General features: G+C 43.5%; 18 protein-coding genes. 10 read left to right on the top strand and 8 right to left on the bottom strand.

Annotation, left to right across the window (positions count from 1 at the left end; translation table 11 throughout):
* Positions 1-97 precede the first annotated feature (97 nt).
* The gene (locus AC0VYT_RS01455) at positions 98-1,807 is read left to right on the top strand and encodes an electron transfer flavoprotein-ubiquinone oxidoreductase (RefSeq protein ID WP_005016889.1); all 1,710 of its coding nucleotides are present in this window, start codon (positions 98-100) and stop codon (positions 1,805-1,807) included.
* Between the two features lie 73 nt (positions 1,808-1,880).
* Here the strand turns inward: AC0VYT_RS01455 and AC0VYT_RS01450 are convergent, their stop codons facing one another.
* Both AC0VYT_RS01450 and tusA read right to left on the bottom strand, forming a co-directional pair.
* The gene (locus AC0VYT_RS01450; protein WP_005404550.1) at positions 1,881-2,480 is read right to left on the bottom strand and encodes a LysE/ArgO family amino acid transporter; all 600 of its coding nucleotides are present in this window, start codon (positions 2,478-2,480) and stop codon (positions 1,881-1,883) included.
* Between the two features lie 6 nt (positions 2,481-2,486).
* Entirely contained in the window at positions 2,487-2,744 is a 258-nt protein-coding gene (tusA, locus tag AC0VYT_RS01445) for a sulfurtransferase TusA (protein ID WP_005016897.1), read from the bottom strand.
* Between the two features lie 257 nt (positions 2,745-3,001).
* On the opposite strand from tusA, the gene AC0VYT_RS01440 reads away from it, so the two are divergent.
* The 3 genes from AC0VYT_RS01440 to lnt all read left to right on the top strand — a co-directional run bounded on the left by AC0VYT_RS01440 (position 3,002) and on the right by lnt (position 6,753).
* Complete coding sequence (locus tag AC0VYT_RS01440; RefSeq protein WP_005016898.1) at positions 3,002-4,123, top strand: AOC03_06830 family ribosome hibernation factor; 1,122 nt, start codon at positions 3,002-3,004, stop codon at positions 4,121-4,123.
* 234 nt (positions 4,124-4,357) lie between these two features.
* Positions 4,358-5,197, top strand: a complete 840-nt coding sequence (locus AC0VYT_RS01435) for an HlyC/CorC family transporter (protein ID WP_005016900.1) — start codon at positions 4,358-4,360, stop codon at positions 5,195-5,197.
* Positions 5,194-6,753, top strand: coding sequence for an apolipoprotein N-acyltransferase (gene lnt, locus AC0VYT_RS01430; RefSeq protein ID WP_005016902.1), 1,560 nt, complete (start codon positions 5,194-5,196; stop codon positions 6,751-6,753). Before AC0VYT_RS01435 ends, lnt begins: the two co-directional genes overlap by 4 nt.
* Positions 6,754-6,830: 77 nt before the next feature.
* Here the strand turns inward: lnt and AC0VYT_RS01425 are convergent, their stop codons facing one another.
* From AC0VYT_RS01425 to gspF, 3 genes are all read right to left on the bottom strand, one after another.
* On the bottom strand, positions 6,831-7,166 hold the full coding sequence (locus AC0VYT_RS01425) for a hypothetical protein (RefSeq protein WP_005016905.1): 336 nt from the start codon (positions 7,164-7,166) through the stop codon (positions 6,831-6,833).
* A 336-nt stretch (positions 7,167-7,502) separates the two neighbouring features.
* The gene (gene gspG / locus AC0VYT_RS01420; RefSeq protein WP_005016907.1) at positions 7,503-7,940 is read right to left on the bottom strand and encodes a type II secretion system major pseudopilin GspG; all 438 of its coding nucleotides are present in this window, start codon (positions 7,938-7,940) and stop codon (positions 7,503-7,505) included.
* 36 nt (positions 7,941-7,976) lie between these two features.
* A complete protein-coding gene (gene gspF / locus AC0VYT_RS01415; RefSeq protein ID WP_005016908.1) occupies positions 7,977-9,182 on the bottom strand; it encodes a type II secretion system inner membrane protein GspF in 1,206 nt (401 codons plus the stop codon).
* Between the two features lie 155 nt (positions 9,183-9,337).
* Between gspF and AC0VYT_RS01410 the strand changes: the two genes are divergently transcribed.
* The 6 genes from AC0VYT_RS01410 (at position 9,338) to AC0VYT_RS01385 (ending at position 16,644) form a co-directional block, all read left to right on the top strand.
* On the top strand, positions 9,338-11,563 hold the full coding sequence (locus AC0VYT_RS01410) for a primosomal protein N' (RefSeq protein ID WP_005016910.1): 2,226 nt from the start codon (positions 9,338-9,340) through the stop codon (positions 11,561-11,563).
* Between the two features lie 83 nt (positions 11,564-11,646).
* Positions 11,647-13,479, top strand: coding sequence for a cation:proton antiporter domain-containing protein (locus AC0VYT_RS01405; protein WP_005016912.1), 1,833 nt, complete (start codon positions 11,647-11,649; stop codon positions 13,477-13,479).
* A gap of 49 nt (positions 13,480-13,528) precedes the next feature.
* Positions 13,529-14,404 (top strand): Hsp33 family molecular chaperone HslO, encoded by an 876-nt coding sequence (hslO, locus tag AC0VYT_RS01400; protein ID WP_005016915.1) that lies wholly within the window; start codon positions 13,529-13,531, stop codon positions 14,402-14,404.
* Between the two features lie 324 nt (positions 14,405-14,728).
* Positions 14,729-15,190 carry a DUF2147 domain-containing protein gene (locus AC0VYT_RS01395; protein ID WP_005016918.1) on the top strand — a complete coding sequence of 154 codons (462 nt, stop codon included), beginning with the start codon at positions 14,729-14,731 and terminating at the stop codon, positions 15,188-15,190.
* Positions 15,191-15,345: 155 nt separating this feature from the next.
* A complete protein-coding gene (locus tag AC0VYT_RS01390; protein ID WP_005016920.1) occupies positions 15,346-16,299 on the top strand; it encodes a DnaJ C-terminal domain-containing protein in 954 nt (317 codons plus the stop codon).
* A 12-nt stretch (positions 16,300-16,311) separates the two neighbouring features.
* The gene (locus AC0VYT_RS01385) at positions 16,312-16,644 is read left to right on the top strand and encodes a chaperone modulator CbpM (RefSeq protein WP_005016922.1); all 333 of its coding nucleotides are present in this window, start codon (positions 16,312-16,314) and stop codon (positions 16,642-16,644) included.
* Positions 16,645-16,697: 53 nt separating this feature from the next.
* Here AC0VYT_RS01385 and AC0VYT_RS01380 read toward each other — a convergent pair whose 3' ends face one another.
* The 3 genes from AC0VYT_RS01380 to rpsO form a co-directional block, all read right to left on the bottom strand.
* Positions 16,698-17,936 (bottom strand): magnesium transporter CorA family protein, encoded by a 1,239-nt coding sequence (locus AC0VYT_RS01380; RefSeq protein ID WP_005016925.1) that lies wholly within the window; start codon positions 17,934-17,936, stop codon positions 16,698-16,700.
* 96 nt (positions 17,937-18,032) lie between these two features.
* Positions 18,033-20,126 (bottom strand): polyribonucleotide nucleotidyltransferase, encoded by a 2,094-nt coding sequence (gene pnp / locus AC0VYT_RS01375; RefSeq protein WP_171053900.1) that lies wholly within the window; start codon positions 20,124-20,126, stop codon positions 18,033-18,035.
* A gap of 247 nt (positions 20,127-20,373) precedes the next feature.
* Positions 20,374-20,643, bottom strand: coding sequence for a 30S ribosomal protein S15 (gene rpsO, locus AC0VYT_RS01370; protein WP_005016930.1), 270 nt, complete (start codon positions 20,641-20,643; stop codon positions 20,374-20,376).
* Between the last annotated feature and the right edge of the window lie 313 nt (positions 20,644-20,956).

Raw genomic sequence — 20,956 nt, 5'->3', positions numbered from 1 at the left:
ATGCAATTTGTGTCTCACAATCAAGAACACTCATGGCAGCGCCGAATTTTTCCAAGGATTACGGTGGCCACCCCCCTAGCGATATGAGGAGTCCTACATGGAACACGTCGAACGTGAATCGATGGAGTTTGACGTAGTGATCGTTGGTGCAGGACCTGCAGGTCTTTCAGCTGCGATCCGCATCCGTCAACTGGCGATTGAAAACAACCTACCCGATCTTTCCGTTTGTGTCGTCGAAAAAGGTTCCGAAGTTGGTGCGCATATTCTTTCCGGTGCTGTACTTGAACCCCGGGCCATGAATGAACTCTTCCCCGACTGGAAAGAGCTCGGTGCTCCGCTTAATGTCCCGGTGACTGAAGACAGAACCTTTTTCCTGCTCTCTGACACCACCTCCAAAGAAGCACCGCACTGGATGGTGCCAAAAACCATGCATAATGATGGCAACTACGTCATCTCGCTGGGCAATGTCGTACGCTGGCTGGGTGCCAAGGCAGAGGAGCTGGAAGTCTCGATCTTCCCGGGCTTTGCTGCATCAGAAATCCTCTACCATGAAGATGGTTCGGTCCGCGGAATCCAGACCGGTGACATGGGCATTGGCAAAGATGGACAGCCAACCCATAACTTTATGCCGGGCTACGAGTTGCTGGCCAAATATACCCTATTTGCCGAAGGCTGCCGTGGCCATTTAGGCAAGCGCCTGATCCAGAAATTTAACCTGGATAAAGATGCCGATCCGCAGCACTACGGCATCGGTATTAAAGAGCTATGGGAAATTGATCCTGCCAAGCACAAGCCGGGTCTGGTGATGCACGGTGCCGGCTGGCCATTGTCAGAGACCGGTTCGTCTGGGGGCTGGTGGCTATACCATGCCGAAAATAACCAGGTGACGCTGGGCATGATTGTCGACCTGTCGTACAAGAATCCGCATATGTTCCCGTTTGCTGAAATGCAGCGCTGGAAGACTCATCCCCTGATCAGACAATACCTCGAAGGCGGCAAGCGGATTTCTTATGGCGCGCGTGCAGTCACCAAAGGTGGCCTGAACTCGTTGCCAAAGCTGACCTTCCCGGGCGGCTGCCTCATCGGTGATGATGCCGGTTTCCTGAACTTTGCCAAGATCAAGGGTTCACACACTGCCATGAAGTCCGGCATGCTCTGCGGTGAAGCAGTGTTTGAAGCGATTGCCCGCGGTGTAGAAAAAGGTGGTGAAGTGGGCTATGCCCGTGCGGCTGAAGGCGAAGACTTCTTTGAAAAGGAACTGACTGCCTATACCGACAAGTTCAACCATAGCTGGCTGAAAGAAGAGCTGTACAGCTCCCGTAACTTTGGCCCGGCCATGCACAAGTTTGGCCAGTGGATTGGCGGTGCCTTTAACTTTATTGACCAGAATGTGTTTAAGGTTCCATTTACCCTGCATGACCTGCTGCCCGACTTCAAGGCCCTGCAAACTGTAGAGGCAGAAAGCTTCAAGCCCAACTATCCAAAACCGGATGGCAAGCTGACCTTTGACCGTCTGTCTTCTGTCTTTGTATCCAACACGGTACATGAGGAAAACCAGCCGTCTCACCTCAAGCTGGCTGATGCGTCTATTCCGGTTGAGGTCAACCTGCCGAAATATGACGAGCCGGCACAGCGTTACTGTCCGGCCGGGGTTTACGAGATTGTTCAGGAAGAGACTGGACCGCGGTTCCAGATCAATGCAGCGAACTGTGTGCACTGCAAGACCTGTGATATCAAGGACCCTTCACAAAACATCACATGGGTAACACCGGAAGGTGGTGGTGGTCCTAACTACCCAAATATGTAATAAGAAAAGCCCGCTTCATGAAGCGGGCTTTTTTATAGAGATTGATAACAGATATATATTTTTATAGAAAAGATCAGGCTTTAACGATCAGTGAAACTGCAATTAGCCACATAATCATACCAATTATAATATCTAGAATTTTCCATGCCTTGGGCTTTTCAAAAACGGGCTCCAATAATCTTGCACCAAAAGCCAAACTGAAAAAGAATATAAAGGATGCAGATACTGCGCCGCTGGCAAAGGCCATCTTATTACTATACTGGGATGAGATTGATCCGAGCAGAACCACGGTATCTAAATAAACATGGGGATTAAGCCAGGAGAAAGTTAAACACAGCAGTATAGTCTGACGCAGAGAAGCAGTTTTCTGTTTTGAAGCATGTAAACCCTCCTGTGCTCTATAGGCCTGATAAAAACTGCGTAGTCCGTAACCAAACAGAAAAATGGCGCCAAACCATTTCATCGCCTGAATGAGACCTTCCTGCTGGCTTAAGAGATGGGCAAAGCCAAAAACACCAAGAGAAATCAGTAGTGCATCGGACAGCGCACAAACTAGAGCTACTGCAAATACATGCTGACGGAGCAACCCCTGTTTTAACACAAAGGCATTTTGTGCCCCAATCGCCATAATCAAGGAGAACCCTAAAACCAGGCCAGATAAATAACTACTCACGCATCATTAACCCTTACGTACCAGGTAATGATATTCCTTATGATGTTCAGTATCTGTTAATTCTTCCTGAAGCAGTAGCTCGTGACCCAAGTGCATACAGAATTTCGGGATATCCCAAGAGGTTGAAGGATCAGTTGCGAATACCTCGACGACATCACCCGTTTTTACTTTTCGAATAGCCTGATGCAGCATCATTACTGGCTCTGGGCAACGTAACCCACGAGTATTTAACTGGATATCAGACGTTAACGCAGGTTCAGACATGCTCTATCTCGAATGACATAAACCGCTCTATTTTAACATAAAGCGCTCAATACTCTGACTGATTTATTTATAGGGTGCATTTTACTGGACCGTTTAAAACATATATACCAAAGCTATACATGCTTATAGTTTGTTACAGCCTTATAGCAATAGCACTGCACTGTTTTTTAGATTATTGCTAAGCTGATTATTCGCTATTATTAATTGATTGTTCTTACCTCCCACTTTTCTCTATAGCAATAGCAGGAGTGAATAAGATGCTTCATCAGGAAATGCAAAAAATATTACAGGACTTGCAAAAGGTTCAGGCGAAACCGGCGGTCAGTATCTTTGTCAAAACTCACCGTACTTTTCCAGATAATGAAAAAGATCCGATTGCTTTAAAAAATCAACTCAAAGCTGCTGAAGATTGCTTGAAGAAAAAACATGGTGCAGAAATTACCCAGCAGGTCATGCGAAAAATTCACCAGGAGCTGGATGACTTCAGACCAAATTATAATCTTGATACGCTGGCTATTTTTGCCTCGCCGGAACAGGCGCATGTATTGCGGTTTCCATTTGATACAGTGGAGCGTGTAGTAATCAATGATCAGTTTGCTGTACGTGATATTTTAAAAAGCCTATCTTCTGCTGTGCATTATTATGCACTGGTTATTACCCGTGAAAAGGGCCGTCTGATTGAGGCAATTGATGACAGGGTTATTCACGAATTTAACCCAGAAGATACTGATTTACTCGAAAATCTGCCTTATGGTGCTTTTCCAGTAGTAACTGACAGTTTGGCCACTACCAGTGCTGCTGAACGTTCTATCAATGAAGATAAATATCTCAAAGAGTTCTTAAATCACATTGACAAGAACCTGCAGGCAGTTTTAGGCAGACGTAACTTGCCTGTAATTCTGATCGGTGACAAACGTAATATCGGTTTTTATAAAGAAATTTGTGACCAGCCTAATGTAATAATCGCCACTGTTGATAATGTAACTTATCTGGATAACGGTGATGCCCAACATATTGTTAACAGTATTCAGCCTGCGCTACAGCACTACCAGCAGCAGCGGCAATTACAGGCACGACAGAATATGCAGTCGCTTTATGGCACCCCAAGAATTCGGACAGATCTCCAGGAAATTTATCGGGCAGCATTAGAAGGTAATACTGCAACACTTTATGTGCGTCAGGGTCACACACTACCGGGCCAACTGGCTCCTGAACAGCAGAGCGTTATACTAAATGATGCAGGCGATATAGAACCCCAGACTAATGATGTTATTGATGACCTCATTGAACTGGTCAGGAAAAATAGTGGTCAGGTTATGTTTCTAGATCAGACCATGATGGAAGGTCATGACCCTCTGGTTTTGGCTACCCGTTATTAATTTGATGCCCCAGCCATAGCTCTTGAGGGCTATGGCTCTTTTGAATCTTTTTTATATAAAACCGGGGCTATTTTTAGATTTATCTATAAAAATTGGAATTTTTCTAAAATAAAACTTCTGACTCTGCCGTTTGCAACTTTTATCCTTTCGCTGATGTTTGTAGATGCACAGGTTTATTTTCTTCGGTATGATTAAATTACTTTTATTAGCTACCAAGAGTCTTTAGGAAAGATCATGCACGAGGAATCAGGCCCGTCGTGGGGTATGCGAGGCTTACGCAAATGGTTGGGTACCGCCCCCGGCACCCGCGATGAACTGTTAAAACTAGTACAAGATTCACGTCGTTTTTTGGAACCCGATACTGTCGCCATGCTTGAAGGCGTACTTGACCTGCCAGCCACTAAAGTTCGTGAAGTCATGACTCCACGTACTGCCATTATTAGCCTGCAGGAAGACGATCAGTTACTTGATATCCTGCATGTCCTGATTGAATCGGCACATTCGCGCTTTCCGGTATTTTCATCTGATCAGCCAGATAATGTAGTCGGAATTTTGCTGGCCAAAGACCTCCTCCCGTTTATGACCACGCCAACACCTAAAATTGATGTACGTGCACTCATGCGTCAACCGCTGTTTGTACCTGAAAGTGCACGCTCAGATCAGGTATTGAGAATGCTCAAGAATACCCAGACCCATATTGCAATCGTTATTGATGAATATGGCTCGACTTCTGGTCTGGTAACACTTGAAGATATTCTGGAAGAAATTGTCGGCGAAATTGAAGATGAACACGACAAGATTGATGAAGAAGCACAATATATTATTCCAGACCAGACACATAGCACAGCCAATGCATGGATTGTTCAGGCACTTACACCAATTGAACACTTCAACACAGTTTTAGATGCTGATTTTTCTGATGATGAGGTAGAAACTGTCGGCGGTTTGCTGCTACAGGAAATCGGTCTGGTGAGTGACCTGCAAGGTCAGGTGATTGAACTTGGAGACTGGGAATTCAGTATTGTAGAAGCAGATGCCCGCACTATTCATCTGATTCGAGCTGTACGTAAATGAGAGCATATTTTGACAAGCTGTTATCCACTTCAGAACAAAAAAAACAGCTCCCCCTTATTTTTCCTTTATTAATTTCTTTATTTGCCGGCGCTATTTTTAGCTTTGCGCTGGCCCCTTATTACTGGTGGTGGCTGGCGATACTCTCACCAGCACTCTTGTATGCGTCATTACGTCATCGCTCAGCCAAGCAGGCGTTTGTACTTGGCTGGGCCTATGGTTTCGGCTTATGGTTTGTTGGTGCATTCTGGCTGTTTACCTCAATCCATACATATGGCGATACTAATGCAATCCTCAGTGTACTGATGATTGCCATTATGGCACTGGTTATGGGACTGTTTAGTGCCTTGCAGGCTTGGGCTTATCGGCGCTTTTTCCCTGAAACTCCTCTCACTTTTGCACCTCTTTGGGTATTTTCAGAATGGGCCAAAACTTGGGTGTTTACTGGGTTTCCATGGCTATTCGCCGGATATGCCTTTACTGAACGCTTCCTAGACAGCTATGCCCCACTTTTTGGTGTGTTTGGGGTCTCTTTTGTTGTTATTACTCTGGCCTGTGCCTTGGTCGAAGTTTTAAATCGACGGGTATTCTGGGTGGTTCCCTCTGCCGTGCTATTGCTGGGAGCTTGGGGTGCTGCACAGCTTCACTTTGTTGAACAGAAAGCAACCAAACCGCTATCAGTTTCCCTGATCCAGGGCAATATTCCACAGGACCTAAAATGGTTGACTGAATACCAGGCCAAAACCCTCATGATTTATGTAAATTTGAGCCGGACCGAATGGGGGCGTGACTTGATTGTCTGGCCGGAATCCTCGATTCCAATGTTCCAGAGTGATATTGAACCGTTTTTAAAAGCTATGCAGACTCAGGCAGAAAAAACTGATACTGCCTGGGTAACTGGTATTCCCTACTGGGATTTGAAAGAATCCAAACAGACCGGTTATCCGATGTATTATAACAGTATTATGGCTTCTGGCAGTGAAGCAGAAGGTCTGTACAAAAAACAGCGCCTGGTTCCATTCGGGGAATATATTCCGCTTTCAGGCTTACTCAGCTGGGTTTTACCAGGTGTACAAAATGATGTCATGCTTAGTGGTTTTTCCCGTGGTTCAAGCGAACAAAAACCACTGATGATTAAAAACCATCCCTTAGCATCAGCTATCTGTTATGAAATTGCCTACCCCAACCTGACTCGCCGCAACGCCAGCACCAGTGACTTTCTGGTGACTGTCTCGAATGATGCCTGGTTTACTGGTACAGCTGGACCTTGGCAGCATTTACAAATGGTTCAGATGCGGGCCAAAGAAAATGGACGCTGGTTTATCCGGGCAACCAATACAGGTGTAACAGCATTTATTGATCATACCGGTCATATAGTAAAACAGGCTCCAACTGATCAGGAGTTTGTACTGCGCGGCGAACTGCCGGCCATGCAAGGCCAAACTTGGTATAACCGTTTTAGCGACTGGCCGATTCTGGGCTTTTCACTTTTTCTTCTGGTCTTGGGCTGGATCTATCGTCCACGTAAAGTAGATGTTTCATTTAAATCGCGACGCTAAGGCCTAAATTTTTATTCTAGATAAAAAAACCGGATTTCATCATCCGGTTTTTTGTACATTTTAAATAGGTATTAAAGTCAAAGCTGAACACTCAGATAAGAAAGTATGACAGCCAGAACACTCATTGGCAGATGGCGATATAATTTGAGCATACACTCCTCCCAGAGATTGGGAATTTCCATTGTGAGCTCTACAGCACTAGTTTTTAAAGCAGCCCAGAAACTTAAAAAAATTAAAGCACCTATTAAACTGGTTGCGAAGAAACCCACCATAATCTGACTACTGCCCTCTACGGTTTGCCAGAAGTCTAAAATGAAATGGCTGACAGGCAATAAGCTCAAAACCAAAAGCACAGATTTAAGCATGGTTAAATGCAGTGAGTTTAAATTATCTGAGAATAAGACTGCTTTCATATTTATGACTCCCTGACATTTACTGTCTCTAAATATATTATTCAATCTTTTTTTAAATAAGAAGTTTATTTTTATTCATGTTTCATTATTATTGTAACTATTCGATATGAAAATAGTTCTTATTATTAATATTAAATAAAATTATATAATAAAATCAAATAAAAACAATTACTTAAATAATATTATATATCAAGAATTATTATCACTTCACTTAATATTTATTGTCTACATTAAGTGAAGCTATTTATTTACTATTTATATTTTAAATTTAACCCAATCATTCTATTCCTTTCGCCATACTCATTTTATTTATACTCGTATTAAATATTATAAAACTTATGGCTGGTAATAAATATCGGCATCTGTACCTTCACCACCCTGTTTACCATCTGCACCAAATGAATACAGGTCATAGCTACGGCCTTCTGAACCAGGAATTACATACTGGATATCATTATCCCAGCTATCTTTAGGGTAGCCCCCTTTTACATAACCTCCCGGTAGCCAGTTCTTGGCTGTCGCTGGCTGATTAACCAATGCATCCAGTCCCCCATCCTGCATTGAGGGAAATTGGCCATTATCGAGTTTGTATTGATCCAATGCCCCTGCTACACCTTTTAAGGTAATGACTGTGGTATCAATCTTGGCTTTTTCACCTCGTCCCATTACATTCGGTACAATCAGCGCTGCCAGTACACCTAAAATCACAATTACCACCATGACTTCAATCAGGGTAAAACCAGTCTGACGGGTTCGATAACTCTTGTTCTGCATTAAAATTTTCTCACTTTACTTATAGTCTTTAAAAAATTAAACCATATTGTTCATATTCACGATAGGTAACATCACTGCAATTACTATTACCAGCACAATACCGGCCATGACTACTAGCATCAGCGGTTCCAGCAAAGCCAGTAATGTAGATATAAAAGTAGCCACTTCACGGTCCTGCATGGTAGATGCCCGCTCCAGCATGCGGTCCAGCTCACCGGATGCCTCGCCACTGCGAATCATCTGTACCATCATCGGCGGGAAATAACCGGCACGTTCAAGCTGGGTCGCCAGGTTACCGCCTTCTGTTACTTTTTCTGCAGCAAGATTGACGGAATCCCGGATTACCCAATTATTACTAACCGCCGCACCAATTTTAAGCGCATCAACCAAGGGTACACCGGAGCGGGTTAAAATAGACAGGGTACTGGCAAAACGGGCAGCATTGATACCACGAGCCAATTTACCAAAGAGAGGCAACTTCAGTACAAAGCGGTCAAAGGTATAATGGCCGGCTGAAGTCTTTAAAAAACGTATCAGCAGCATAATACCCACTACACTGATCACCAGTAAAAATGGCCAAGCCTGACGGATAAAATCACTGGTCTTCATTAAAATAACCGTAATGGCGGGAAGTGCCTGCTTGCTCTGATCAAATGTTTTTACAATATCCGGCACTACATAGGTCATTAATCCCATTACGATCGCAAATGACATCAGCATCAGGATAATCGGATAAACCATTGCCCCCTGAATTTTCTTCTGCATGGCAAAGCGGTTTTCTGTATAGTCGGCCAGCTGATCCAGAATCAGGTCCAGATGCCCTGAACGCTCACCCGCTGCGATGGTGGCAATATAAAGATCAGGAAAACGCCCAGACTGTTGTATAGCCTGAGCCAGTGAATGGCCTTCGAGCACCTTGGAACGTACCGACATTAGTAGATTCTGTACATGTACTTTTTCACTTTGTTTGCCTACAGCCCGAATAGCTTCTTCTAACGGAATTGCGGCCGCGACCAGTACTGAAAGCTGACGGGTCATAAGTGCCAGGTCATAGGCATTTAAGCCTTTTTTGCGCCATGATCTGGTCTGACCTTTTTCTTTATTTTCTACTGGTTCGACACTGACCGGAATCCATGTCTTATCACGCAGCTGCTGTCGTATCTGACGTGCGGAATCGCCTTCCAGTATGCCTTTTTGCTGCTTTCCCGAAGCATCCATTGCAGTAAATTGATATGCTGGCATTGTAGTTTTCTAGTTTTTCCCAAAATTTATCATCATTGCTGTTGCATCAGGCAATACAGATCATTCATATTCATGTTGTTGTCCGCTTGCTCACTGTAATATAACCGAGTCGATAGCATGACGCCATTTTATCTAAAACCTTTAACGAAATTTATATGCCTAGCTCGTCCCATAATAACTGCTGTATATACCGTGTCCGGGTAGCTGTACCTGTTCATCTCTATGATAGTTTTGACTATCTGCTTAGTGCCGAACAATATCTACAGGCAGAAGTCGGTGCGCGGGTAGCAGTATCTTTTGGACGGCAGAATCTGATTGGTATCATTGTAGAGAAAATTTCTCCCGATGTTATGCCTGATCCGCGTATCAAACTTAAGGCTATTACTGAGCTGCTCGACAAGGAAGCCATTATAGACAGCAAAGTTTTAAGTTTGTTGACATGGTCTGCCCAGTATTATCAGTTTCCTTTGGGTGAGGTAATGCAATGTGCTCTACCCGGCCTGTTGCGTCAGGGTAAACCGCTAAATCTGCTGGCTCGAGTCTGGAAGGTGGTACAGCCTGATGCAGAACAGCTGCTCAAGCGTTCAATCAAGCAGCAAGATGCTTATAAGATTTTAAAATTACATGCAGCTGGTACAACAGAAGATATTCTGAATTTAAGTGGTGTTGAAACTGCCACTTTAAAAGCTCTTGAAAAAAAAGAAATTGTCCGCTGTGAATTAACAGCAATAAATACCACGCCTGAACCGGTGCAGCTGGCACAAATGCCGCTCACCCCCAATGAAGATCAGCACAAAGCAATTCAGCGTATTTTAAAATCCTTGAAGAAATTTCAGGCCTTCTTACTTGATGGTTTGACTGGTAGCGGCAAAACAGAAGTTTATTTGCAGGTGATGTATGAGGTACTAAAACAGGGCAAGCAGATATTGGTTCTGGTTCCCGAAATCGGGTTGACACCTCAAACCATTTCCCGGTTTAAATCACGGTTTAATGTAGATATTGTACTATTACATTCTGGTTTGAGTGAATCCAAACGTTTGCAAGCATGGCAGCATGCCCAAACCGGCAAGGCTTCCATTATTCTCGGAACCCGTTCAGCAATTTATACGTCGTTGCCCCGGCTGGGACTGATTATTCTGGATGAGGAGCATGATCTGTCATTCAAGCAACAGGAAGGCTTTCGCTACCATGCCCGTGACGTAGCTCTCTACCGTGCCCATCTGGAAAACTGTCCGATTATTCTTGGCTCAGCCACACCCAGTCTGGATAGCTATCATCTGGTAGAACAGAATAAACTGACACGACTGGAACTTAACCAGCGGGCTGGTAATGCGGTCTTACCCAAAATGCAGTTAATAGATCTGAAAGTAGCCAAAAAACAGCATGGAATCAGTGAACAGCTCATCAAGCAGATTCAGCAGCGGCTGGACAAAAAAGAACAGGTGCTGGTTTTTTTAAACCGGCGTGGTTATGCACCGGTGCTGGTCTGTAATCATTGTGGCTGGCAGGCCAACTGCCCCCATTGTGATGCACATTTTACTCTGCATACACAGCCCTATAATCATCTGCACTGTCATCATTGTGGTTCCATTCATCGTGTACCGGAAAGCTGTCCCGAATGTCAGCAAACGACCTTAAAAACGCTCGGGATGGGCACTGCCAAGGTTGAAGAAACCCTAACCGAGCTCTTTCCAGATTTTGATGTAATTCGTGTGGACCGTGACAGTACCAGCCGGGTTGGCCAATGGGACCGTATCTATCAACGGATTCATCAAAGCCAGCCTGCTATTTTGCTGGGTACCCAAATGTTAGCCAAGGGCCATCATTTTCCCTACGTGACCTTGGTTGCGATTCTGGATATTGATGCCGGACTGCTCAGCTTTGATTTTCGTGCGCCGGAACGTACAGCCCAGCTCATCATTCAGGTGGCTGGTCGCGCTGGCCGTGGAGACCGCAGGGGCGAAGTCTATCTGCAAACATTAAGGCCTGATCATCCACTGTTAACTACATTGATCGAGAAAGACTACCGTGCTTTTGCCAAACAAGCACTCATCGAGCGCCAGCAGGCACAGCTGCCGCCTTATCGTTATACGGTACTGGTACGAGCCGACTCCAGAAACCAGCAATACAGTCAGGAATTTTTAGCTGAAATTGCTCGTAAGCTACGTGAACTTGCAGGTAGTCAGGTTGATATCTGGGGCCCTATCCCTGCCCCTATGGAGCGTAAGGCGGGTCGCTACCGGGCCCATCTGGTCCTGCTTTCAGCTGACCGGGCACAGCTGCATTTTTATTTACGGCAATGGTGGGCGATGGTAGTACAACAGCCACGACAGCATCAGTTAAAGCTGAGTATCGACGTTGACCCGCAGGAACTCAGCTAGACAGATACGAGCGGCCTCTACAGCTTGGCAGTATTTTCAGGTTTAATAGTACAAAGAACAAAACAAACGCCCGGGATAAACTTATGTCTTTGATGTTATATATGACGATTTTTCTTGGAGCATCCTTAATCCTGGTAGCCCTGAGCAGACGTTTAGGCTTGACCTCAGTGCTCGGCTATCTGGTGACAGGCTTAATTCTGGGTCAAAGCGGATTTAATCTGATTGAATTCTCTCTGATTCAGAATTTTATAGATTATGCATCGATTCTTCTTGTATTTTTAATAGGACTGGAACTCAGGCCGCAACGAATCTGGTTGATGCGATCACACCTGATTAAACTAGGTGGTATTCAAATTGTTATCACTGCAGGGCTCATCGTAACCTTGGGAATAACTGTATTGCAGTTACCGCTGCTGAACAGTTTTATTGTCGGTTTTGCTCTAGCCCTCTCTGCCATGATTCTGGCCCTGCAGTTACAGACACAATATGAACAGCTTAATACCACTACTGGTCAATACACACTTGCAGTTACTCTGGCACAGGCATTGGTCGCCATATTCCTAATTGCCTTATTACCCTTATTTACCCGTACTGAAAGTTCACAGCATGGGATTGCCTATTTTGCTGCAACTCTTGCAACTATTAGTGGCGTTTTTCTTTTTGGCCGTTATCTGATCCAGCCATTTTTAAATTATCTGGCCAAACAGAACAGTATTGAACTGATGGCCGCTACAGCCCTGTTTACCGTACTGGCCATTTTTCTTACCGTAGATGCTTTAGGGCTGCATGTGCTGATCGGTGCATTACTGGCAGGGATGTTACTGGCAGATACTCCTTTTCGACATGCATTTGAAACCATGATCAAACCTTTTCGTAGCCTGATGTCCGGTTTTTTCTTTCTAAGTCTTGGTTTATATGCTTCATTCGCTGTGATTACACAGTCCCCAGTCTTTATTGTCTCTCTGGTTGCGGCCTTACTGATCATTAAGTCAATTGTATTAGCTGTACTTGGACATTACTCGCGCCTGAACTGGAGTAATGCAAGTTTGTTGGGTTTAGGCCTTTTTCAGAGCGGAGAGCTAACTTTTCTAGTGCTGTATGCGGCATTAAAAGAACAGTTAATTGAACAGGTTCTAATGAACCAGCTAACCGCAGTTATTATATTGTCAATGTTGCTCAGCCCATTTATCTATTTACTGGCCCAGCACATCATAAAACAGCGACCCGAACAAACCAGACAAGATAATGTTAATACTGAAGCCTCTCCGGCACTGATCATTGCCGGTTTTGGCCGTTTTGGTCAAATTATTGCCCGAGTTGCCCATCAGCAGCGGCTACCCTTTACCATCATTGATAATAATCAGCCTGGAGCAGAGTTTATTGAAGCGTATGGCGGACGGTTTATTGAGGCAGATATTACTGATTCTCAAACCCTGCAACAGGCCGGTATTGAACAGGCCAAGATACTCGTTATCGCCATTGATGATGTAGAAGACTGTATGAATGCAGTACGCTATATACGGCTGAACTATCCTGAACTAAAACTATTGGTACGGGCTCGCGACCGCTATCACGTACATTTGCTACGTGATATGGGAATAGAACATTTCTGGCGGGAAACCCAGCTTTCTGCATTAGATATGGCAGAATATATGTTACATGCTCATGGTTTATCCTTAGAAGAAGCCCATGAGCAAGTAGATGCATTTCGCCAGCACGACTTAATACTGCTTAAACAGCAACAACGTCTTAATCGTGATGATCATAAAATTTATGAAACCCATGGCAATGCTTTAGCAGAGCTCAAACATTTGTTTGCCTATAATGAGCAGGTACAGGCAAGATATGAAGAATCTGATTTAAACCCGAATGTGGAAAATTATCGTAGTGATGTTACACAGGGTGGTCAAAATTAACTTGTATTTTAAAATAAAGACACCATAAAGACAGGGTTTGGAGAAATTTATGTCTGATTTACGTCAACGCTTCTATCTTGAGAATAGCCCTGTTCGTGGTGAAGTTGTTCATCTTGAAGAAGCCTTACAAACTATTCTGGCACAGCGTCCCTATGCACCCGCCGTACAACTGTTGATTGGCGAAATGCTAAGTGCGACTGCACTGCTGGCCAGTACCCTGAAAATTAAGGGCCGTATCAGTTTACAAATTCAGGCTGCCGGTACTTTTAAATGGGCTATGGCTGAGTGTACTCATTTAGGTCAGGTCCGTGCCTTGGCTGAGTATGAAGAAGATCCACGTTTTGGCGAGGCCACAGATAGTAGTGTCGTACTCGGCTCTCTGGTCAATCCAGTGCTATTTATCAATATCGAACCCGAATTTGGCGAACGCTATCAAGGGATTGTACCGCTTGACCGTTCAACTTTGGCAGAATGTCTCATGCAGTATTATGACCTGTCTGCCCAGATTCCGACCCGGTTAGTGTTGGCCAGTAATGAACAGCGTTCCGGTGGCTTACTGATTCAGCTTTTACCACGTAATAGTGAAGAAGAACAGCAAATCGTGGATGAAGACTTATGGCCACGGTTAACCATGCTGACTGAAACATTAAAATCGGAAGAACTGACCGAACTTGGCGCCGAGGAAATACTTTATCGTCTTTATAACGAGGAGGACGTCCGCTTGCCTGAGGTTGAACATTTACGTTTTGGCTGTACCTGTTCAAAAGAGCGTTGTGCTGCTGCTCTGCAACAGATTGGCGTAAGTGCTGTGCGTGAAACACTAGAATTCCAGAATCCAATCGTAATGGACTGCCAGTTCTGCCAGGCACAGTATACTTTCACTGCTGAAGAAGCCTTGGGCCTGTTTGGCGAACATCTCAGTTAAAAATTACTAAGAATCAGAATTTTAAAGCCCTAATTCCTTAGGGCTTTTTTATTATTTTCCTTATTCGCTTACCTGTTTCTCACGCTTTAACATTGAAGTTCTTATATCTTTATCTAAAAATAAATTTTTGATTAATAAATAAAAAATTTAACTTCCTCTCTACCAAACCTGACTCAGATTTTATGACTGTCTTACTACTTTCTCCTTATCGCAATATCCTATTGATTTTTTGGTTGAAATTTTAAAGATGAGCCGTTATAAATTAGGCGTTTTACTCTAAAACAAGACTGAAAAAATTATTAATTTATATTTGGGGTTTATTTCATGAAGAAACTATTGTCCTGCATGGCTGCGGGGATCTTTTTTACAACGATTAGCACTTTAAGTTTTGCAAGCGCTGATCCTTTGGTCGGTAAATGGAAAACGGTAGATGACCGGACGGGCTATTCCCGCGCTGATGTAATGGTCAAGAAAAATGCAGATGGTACTTATACCGGCACAATCGTAGAAACTCGTGCAGTACCTGGCCGCCCAAAAATGGAAATATGTGAAAACTGTCCAGGTGATTTAAAAGGTAAGCCTTTTATTGGCCTTCCCTTTATTTATAACTTTAAACAGAATCCAAATAATCCATATGAATACATTGATGGTCGTGTACTTGATCCGATCGGAGGAAAAATTTATAAGGGTAAGGCCAAGGTCAATGCAAATGGCAAACACCTCACGCTAAGAGGCTACGTAGGTGTATCCGTCGTAGGCCGTAGTGTGACTTGGGTTAAATACTAGAATATTTAATTGAAACTTAAATCAAAAAGCTCCAGTTCTCGGGGCTTTTTTTGTCACGCTTTGAAACAATATAACTAATGCTTTACTCTGGCTTTTTTTTATACAACTCCAATAATGAATTAAAACAGATAAATGAATAGACGTAGAGCTGATCTATGGAAAAAAATTATTATGAACAATTGGGTATCTCACGAGATGCCAGTCCTGAAGAAATCAAGAAAAGTTATCGAAAACTGGCCCGTAAATATCATCCTGATGTCAGTAAAGAAGCAGATGCGGAAGCACAGATGCAGGCCATTAATGTTGCCTATGATACGTTAAGTGACCCGGAAAAGAAGGCTGAATATGACCAGATGCTGGATCATCCACAAGGCTTCTCTGGCTTTAATCAGAATGCAGGTCAGGGTGGCTTTGATGGCAGCCGTTTCTATCGGCAAGGTTTTTCTCAAGGAGATGCTTCAGATTTTAATGGTTTTGAAGACCTGTTTGGTCGTTTTGGTACAGGATTTGGTGGAGGCCACTATCAGTACCAGCGCGAGCCTCGTAGTTATCGTGGTGAAGACCAGCACGCCAAGATCGAGATTGATGTAGAAGTCGGTTATCAGGGAGCGACTCAAAATATCACTTTGCAGATTCCGACTGTAAATGCATATGGGGAACCAGAGGTACAGCGCAAAACCTTACAGGTTAAAATACCTAAAGGTATGAAAGAAGGCCAGCAAATCCGCCTAAGCGGTCAAGGTCAGCTCGGTATTAATGGCGGCGAGAATGGTGATTTATATATTGAAATACAGTATCGGGATACTGACCGAATCAGGGTAGATGGTACGGATGTTTATTATACCATTAATGTTACTCCTTGGGAGGCTGCACTAGGCAAAGCGATTACCGTAAATACACCAGCCGGTTCCTTGAATGTAAACCTGCCTAAAAATGCCCAGTCTGGCCAACAACTTCGCCTGAAAGATAAAGGAATTCCAAATAAAACACCGGGCCATCTTTATCTTATCCTGAACATTGTAGTGCCACCGGCAACCACTGCACAGCAACAGCAGGCTTATGAATCTCTGGCTGAAGCATTCGTATCTTATCAGCCTCGCGCTTATTAAGGAGCATGGAAAATGGCGATTATTCATTACCGTGAAGTTGTATATCAGGGCCAACATGACTCTGAAATTATTGACGAGCAATCTATGCTAGATCTTGAACATTTTGCTCAAGTGTGTGGACAGAGTCAGGAATGGGTATTGGAATTGCTCGAATACGATATTTTACCAGTACGCTCTCAGCAATCTTCATATCAGTTTCTGGGCGAAGATGTAGCTCGTGCCCGGAAGGCTTACCGTTTACAGCGTGATTTTAATGCCAGTTTATCTGCAGTTGCAGTAATGCTAGATCTGATTGATGAAGTTCAGCATTTACGCAAACAGATTGGTTTATTTAAACCCAAATAGCTGTATAACTTGGGCCAAATAAACTATAAATTTAACTCTGGAGTAGAGAAAAATTAATCGACCGATTTACGTAATTTAAATCTGGCCCGTTTTCTCTGCTGCTGTGCTGAATGATACCTTTCTTCATCGAGTAACCAGGACAGGTTTACATTACGCTGATGATGCTGCTGAGCCAGCAGATCCAGAATACTGCGCTCTCCCCGCCCCAGCAAATGTCGCCGGTAAAATAGATAAATGAGCAAGGCTGTGCAGAATAGCATGGCTACCAGCATGAGCCAGAACCCGTTCTCTACACTAAGTCCCGGCATATATTCAAAGTTCATTCCATAAATACCGGTTAATAAGGTCAAAGGCGCAAAAACAGTTGTAATAATCGCCAGAATCCGCATATTTTCATTGGTCTGGTTGGAAATAGCAGAGAAATGTAGATTAATGGCACTTTGTATGGAGTTTCGAAGCCGGGTGGTATGCTTTTGTACCCGTTCAATATGGCCAGTTAGATCATCCAGTCGAATCAACAGGATATCCTGAGGATCAACCAGATCTTCTCCCATTAGATGATGATAGTTCTGAACAATTTCATCACGGATTTCCTGCATAGCCTCAATCTGTTCTTCACAGAGATTTTCAATTTGCTGAAATAGAGTCATTTCCTGAAATAATTGATGCCACTGTTTGAAACGTTTTCTGCCCTGCAGCAACTCACGCTGCCAGTATTCAACCCGCCGTGTTAATGGCATTCGGATATCGAGATAGTTATCGATAATGCTACATAAAAGACGTAATGCCAGATCAAAAGGAGAGGTGGCGAGTTTTTGTGGTTTTCCAGGATCATCAATATTGCAACTGAGGCTGGCCTGAAGCCGGTGGATAAAGACTTCCAGTATAGTATTGCCTTTTTCCCGCACTGTAATTAATAGATCAGGGTTAAAAATAAAACTGACTGGCGTGGTAGCCAGACCAAAAGCACTTTCCTGCGGTTCCAGTCCAAGATCAATATTTTTGATCTGGTCATCTGGCGTAACCAGTTTTCTAAGGATCAGTAAATTGTATTCTTCAGTACTATCGAAAGTACATGGATGCTCTACGTTTAAAATATCTTTGACATGATATTCAGACAGGGACAGCTGCGAAAGCTCATGAATTTTATTCTGCCAGTCTTTAACATGATTAATTACATCGTCACGGGTCGAATCAATCCAGATAAACTCAAGCTCGTGGCCTTCTTCGGGTTGATGACTCACAAAAATGCACTGTTCGCTCAGATGTCGATAGAAATAATAAACCTGCATACCTGATAATTATTATAAAAATTTACATATGCATCATGACATAAAAAAAGCCTGCATCAAGCAGGCTTTTCTTTTCATTTCAAATTGATAACAAACTTAGTTAGAAGATTGCTCAATATCTTTCATCGTCAGTTTAATACGGCCACGGTTATCTACATCAGCAACCTGAACTTTCACTTCCTGACCTTCTTTAAGAACATCAGTTACGTTAGCGATACGCTCATTTGAAATTTGTGAAATATGTAACAGCCCATCAGTACCTGGCATGATATTTACAAATGCACCAAATTCAACAATACGGATAACTTTACCGTCGTAGATCTTGCCTGGCTCAACCTCAGCAGTTAAGGCCTGAATCTTGGCAATTGCAGCGTTCGCAGCAGCTTTAGTTTCACCGAAAACACGAACGGTACCATTATCTTCAATATCAATTGCAGCTTTAGTTTCTTCAGTAATCTGACGAATTGTCGCGCCGCCCTTACCAATAACATCACGAATCTTGTCTGGATTAATTGTAATCACAGCAAATGTTGGAGCATGCATACTAATTTCAGGACGAGCACGAGAAATGACTTTATTCATTTCATTCAAAATATGCATACGACCAGTAAATGCCTGATTCAGGGCAACTTCCATGATCTCTTCAGTAATACCTTCGATTTTAATATCCATCTGAAGGGCAGTAATACCATTAGCAGAACCGGCTACTTTAAAGTCCATATCACCCAGGTGATCTTCATCGCCCAAGATGTCAGAAAGTACAGCGAAACGTTCTCCTTCTTTAACCAGACCCATTGCAATACCTGCAACTGGAGCTTTTAATGGTACGCCTGCATCCATCAGTGCAAGTGAAGCACCACAGACAGAAGCCATAGAAGATGAACCGTTTGACTCGGTAATATCAGATACTACACGTAGAACATATGGGAAGCGGTCAACCGGTGGAAGCACAGCCTGTACACCACGACGCGCCAAACGTCCGTGACCAATTTCACGACGTTTAGGACCAGATTCACGGCCAGTCTCACCTACTGAATACGCTGGGAAATTATAGTGCAGCATGAAGTTGTCAGTTTTGGTCCCTGACAGTGTATCAACCATCAACGCATCACGGGTATTACCCAGTGTTGCAGTAACCAGAGCCTGAGTTTCACCACGGGTAAACAATGCTGAACCGTGAGCACGTTCCAGTACGCCAACCTGTACATCAAGTGCACGTACAGTCTTAGTGTCACGACCATCGATACGTGGTTTACCTGACAGGATATTGTCACGTACGGTACGATATTTCAGCTCTTCGAACAGTTCGTTTACTTCGTCAGCAATACCAGTCTCGTCACTTTCAGGAACAAACTGTGCAATAGCTTCAGCATGTAAGGCATCAAGAGCTGCATAACGCTCCTGTTTTACAGCAATTGTATATGCTTCAGAGATTTTAGCTTCAAAAGCAGTTTTTAGCTGTTCAAGCAGTGCATCATTTTTAGTAGGTGCAACCCAAGTTGACTCAGTCGCGCCTGCTGCTGCTGCAAATTCTTTAATTGCCTGAATAGCAATCTGCATTTCATCATGACCGAACAGTACTGCGCCCAGCATCTGGTCTTCTGAAAGCTCCTTGGCTTCAGACTCCACCATCAGTACCGCAGTTTCAGTACCAGCAACCACAAGGTCAAGATCACTTTCTTTTAACTGTTCATGGTTTGGGTTAAGAATATATTCGCCGTTAATTAAACCAACACGTGCACCAGCGATTGGGCCACGAAATGGTGTACCAGCGATTGACAACGCAGCTGAAGTACCCAGCATGGCAGCAATATCAGCATCCATGGTCTTGTCAGAAGAAACAACGGTTGCAGTTACCTGAATTTCGTTGTAGTAACCTTCTGGAAACAATGGACGAATTGGACGGTCGATCAGACGTGAGATCAGAGTTTCAGCTTCAGATGCACGGCCTTCGCGTTTACCGTAGCCGCCCGGGATACGACCGGCAGCATATTGTTTTTCTTGATAGTTCACAGTCAGTGGAAAAAAGTCCTGACCAGCTTTGGCAGTCGGTTGAGCAACTACAGCAACCAGTACAGAAACACCACCCATAGTGATCAGCACGGAATTCGCCTGACGTGCTACACGGCCAGTTTCCAGTACAACCTGATGCTGACCAAATTGAAATTCTTTACGGACAATGTTAAACATCGACATATATTTTAATATCCTGATTTTATTCTAGTGGAGGCCCCTAAGGTTTGACATTCATATCATTCCCGACAGCAATGATAAATGACAAAGCTTAGAAGCCGCACCTCACTAGTTTTAAACACAAAAGAAGGGACGAACTATTCGCCCCTTCTCACTTTAACCTGCAAAAGCAGATACACTTTCATTCTCAGCAAACGAAAAATCGATCATTCGACTTACCGAAAACAAAATAGGAATTGCCAGATTAACGGCGCAGACCTAGAGCAGCAATCAAATCGCTATAACGTGTAGTGTCTTTACCTTTAAGATAATCAAGCAGCTTACGACGCTGGTTAACCATACGGATCAGACCACGACGGCTATGATGGTCATGTTTATGTGCTTTGAAGTGAGTCTGTAAATCATTGATTTGAGCAGTCAGTAAAGCTACTTGAACTTCCGGTGAACCTGTGTCGTTTTCAGCACGAGCAAATTTAGCAACAATCTCTGCGCGATCTTGATTTGTTAAAGCCATTCGATTTCTCCGAGATGCTTTGAAAAGAGTTTTGATACCTACCAGTTTGACCGAGCCAAACTGACTGCCGTGCATCACTACAGCAAGCGTCATATTTTAAGCGAAAAACGCTCTAATTGCAAAAATTGCAGGCTGTTTTTCTGATTTAACCCTTTACCCTGACCGATTTATGATTTTTCTCCGCCTTAAATTTTTTATGAATATTTCTTATGTTTTATAAAATTGAAACTCATAGAATCCCTTAATTATTTTAGTACTTTATTAAACTCTTTAAAGATAATACATTTTGCCAATTCTAAAATATAAGTATTTA

It is taken from the genome of Acinetobacter sp. QJM3NY_42, from assembly GCF_056173745.1.
This window is presented reverse-complemented; position numbering and strand designations above follow the sequence as displayed.

Bases quoted from the DNA above. Each gene is read 5' to 3' on its own strand.
- AC0VYT_RS01455 (WP_005016889.1), top strand. From the start codon at position 98: ATGGAACACGTCGAACGTGAATCGATGGAGTTTGACGTAGTGATCGTT.
- tusA (WP_005016897.1), bottom strand. From the start codon at position 2,744: ATGTCTGAACCTGCGTTAACGTCTGATATCCAGTTAAATACTCGTGGG.
- AC0VYT_RS01440 (WP_005016898.1), top strand. From the start codon at position 3,002: ATGCTTCATCAGGAAATGCAAAAAATATTACAGGACTTGCAAAAGGTT.
- AC0VYT_RS01435 (WP_005016900.1), top strand. From the start codon at position 4,358: ATGCACGAGGAATCAGGCCCGTCGTGGGGTATGCGAGGCTTACGCAAA.
- lnt (WP_005016902.1), top strand. From the start codon at position 5,194: ATGAGAGCATATTTTGACAAGCTGTTATCCACTTCAGAACAAAAAAAA.
- AC0VYT_RS01425 (WP_005016905.1), bottom strand. From the start codon at position 7,166: ATGAAAGCAGTCTTATTCTCAGATAATTTAAACTCACTGCATTTAACC.
- gspG (WP_005016907.1), bottom strand. From the start codon at position 7,940: ATGCAGAACAAGAGTTATCGAACCCGTCAGACTGGTTTTACCCTGATT.
- gspF (WP_005016908.1), bottom strand. From the start codon at position 9,182: ATGCCAGCATATCAATTTACTGCAATGGATGCTTCGGGAAAGCAGCAA.
- AC0VYT_RS01410 (WP_005016910.1), top strand. From the start codon at position 9,338: ATGCCTAGCTCGTCCCATAATAACTGCTGTATATACCGTGTCCGGGTA.
- AC0VYT_RS01405 (WP_005016912.1), top strand. From the start codon at position 11,647: ATGTCTTTGATGTTATATATGACGATTTTTCTTGGAGCATCCTTAATC.
- hslO (WP_005016915.1), top strand. From the start codon at position 13,529: ATGTCTGATTTACGTCAACGCTTCTATCTTGAGAATAGCCCTGTTCGT.
- AC0VYT_RS01395 (WP_005016918.1), top strand. From the start codon at position 14,729: ATGAAGAAACTATTGTCCTGCATGGCTGCGGGGATCTTTTTTACAACG.
- AC0VYT_RS01390 (WP_005016920.1), top strand. From the start codon at position 15,346: ATGGAAAAAAATTATTATGAACAATTGGGTATCTCACGAGATGCCAGT.
- AC0VYT_RS01385 (WP_005016922.1), top strand. From the start codon at position 16,312: ATGGCGATTATTCATTACCGTGAAGTTGTATATCAGGGCCAACATGAC.
- AC0VYT_RS01380 (WP_005016925.1), bottom strand. From the start codon at position 17,936: ATGCAGGTTTATTATTTCTATCGACATCTGAGCGAACAGTGCATTTTT.
- pnp (WP_171053900.1), bottom strand. From the start codon at position 20,126: ATGTTTAACATTGTCCGTAAAGAATTTCAATTTGGTCAGCATCAGGTT.
- rpsO (WP_005016930.1), bottom strand. From the start codon at position 20,643: ATGGCTTTAACAAATCAAGATCGCGCAGAGATTGTTGCTAAATTTGCT.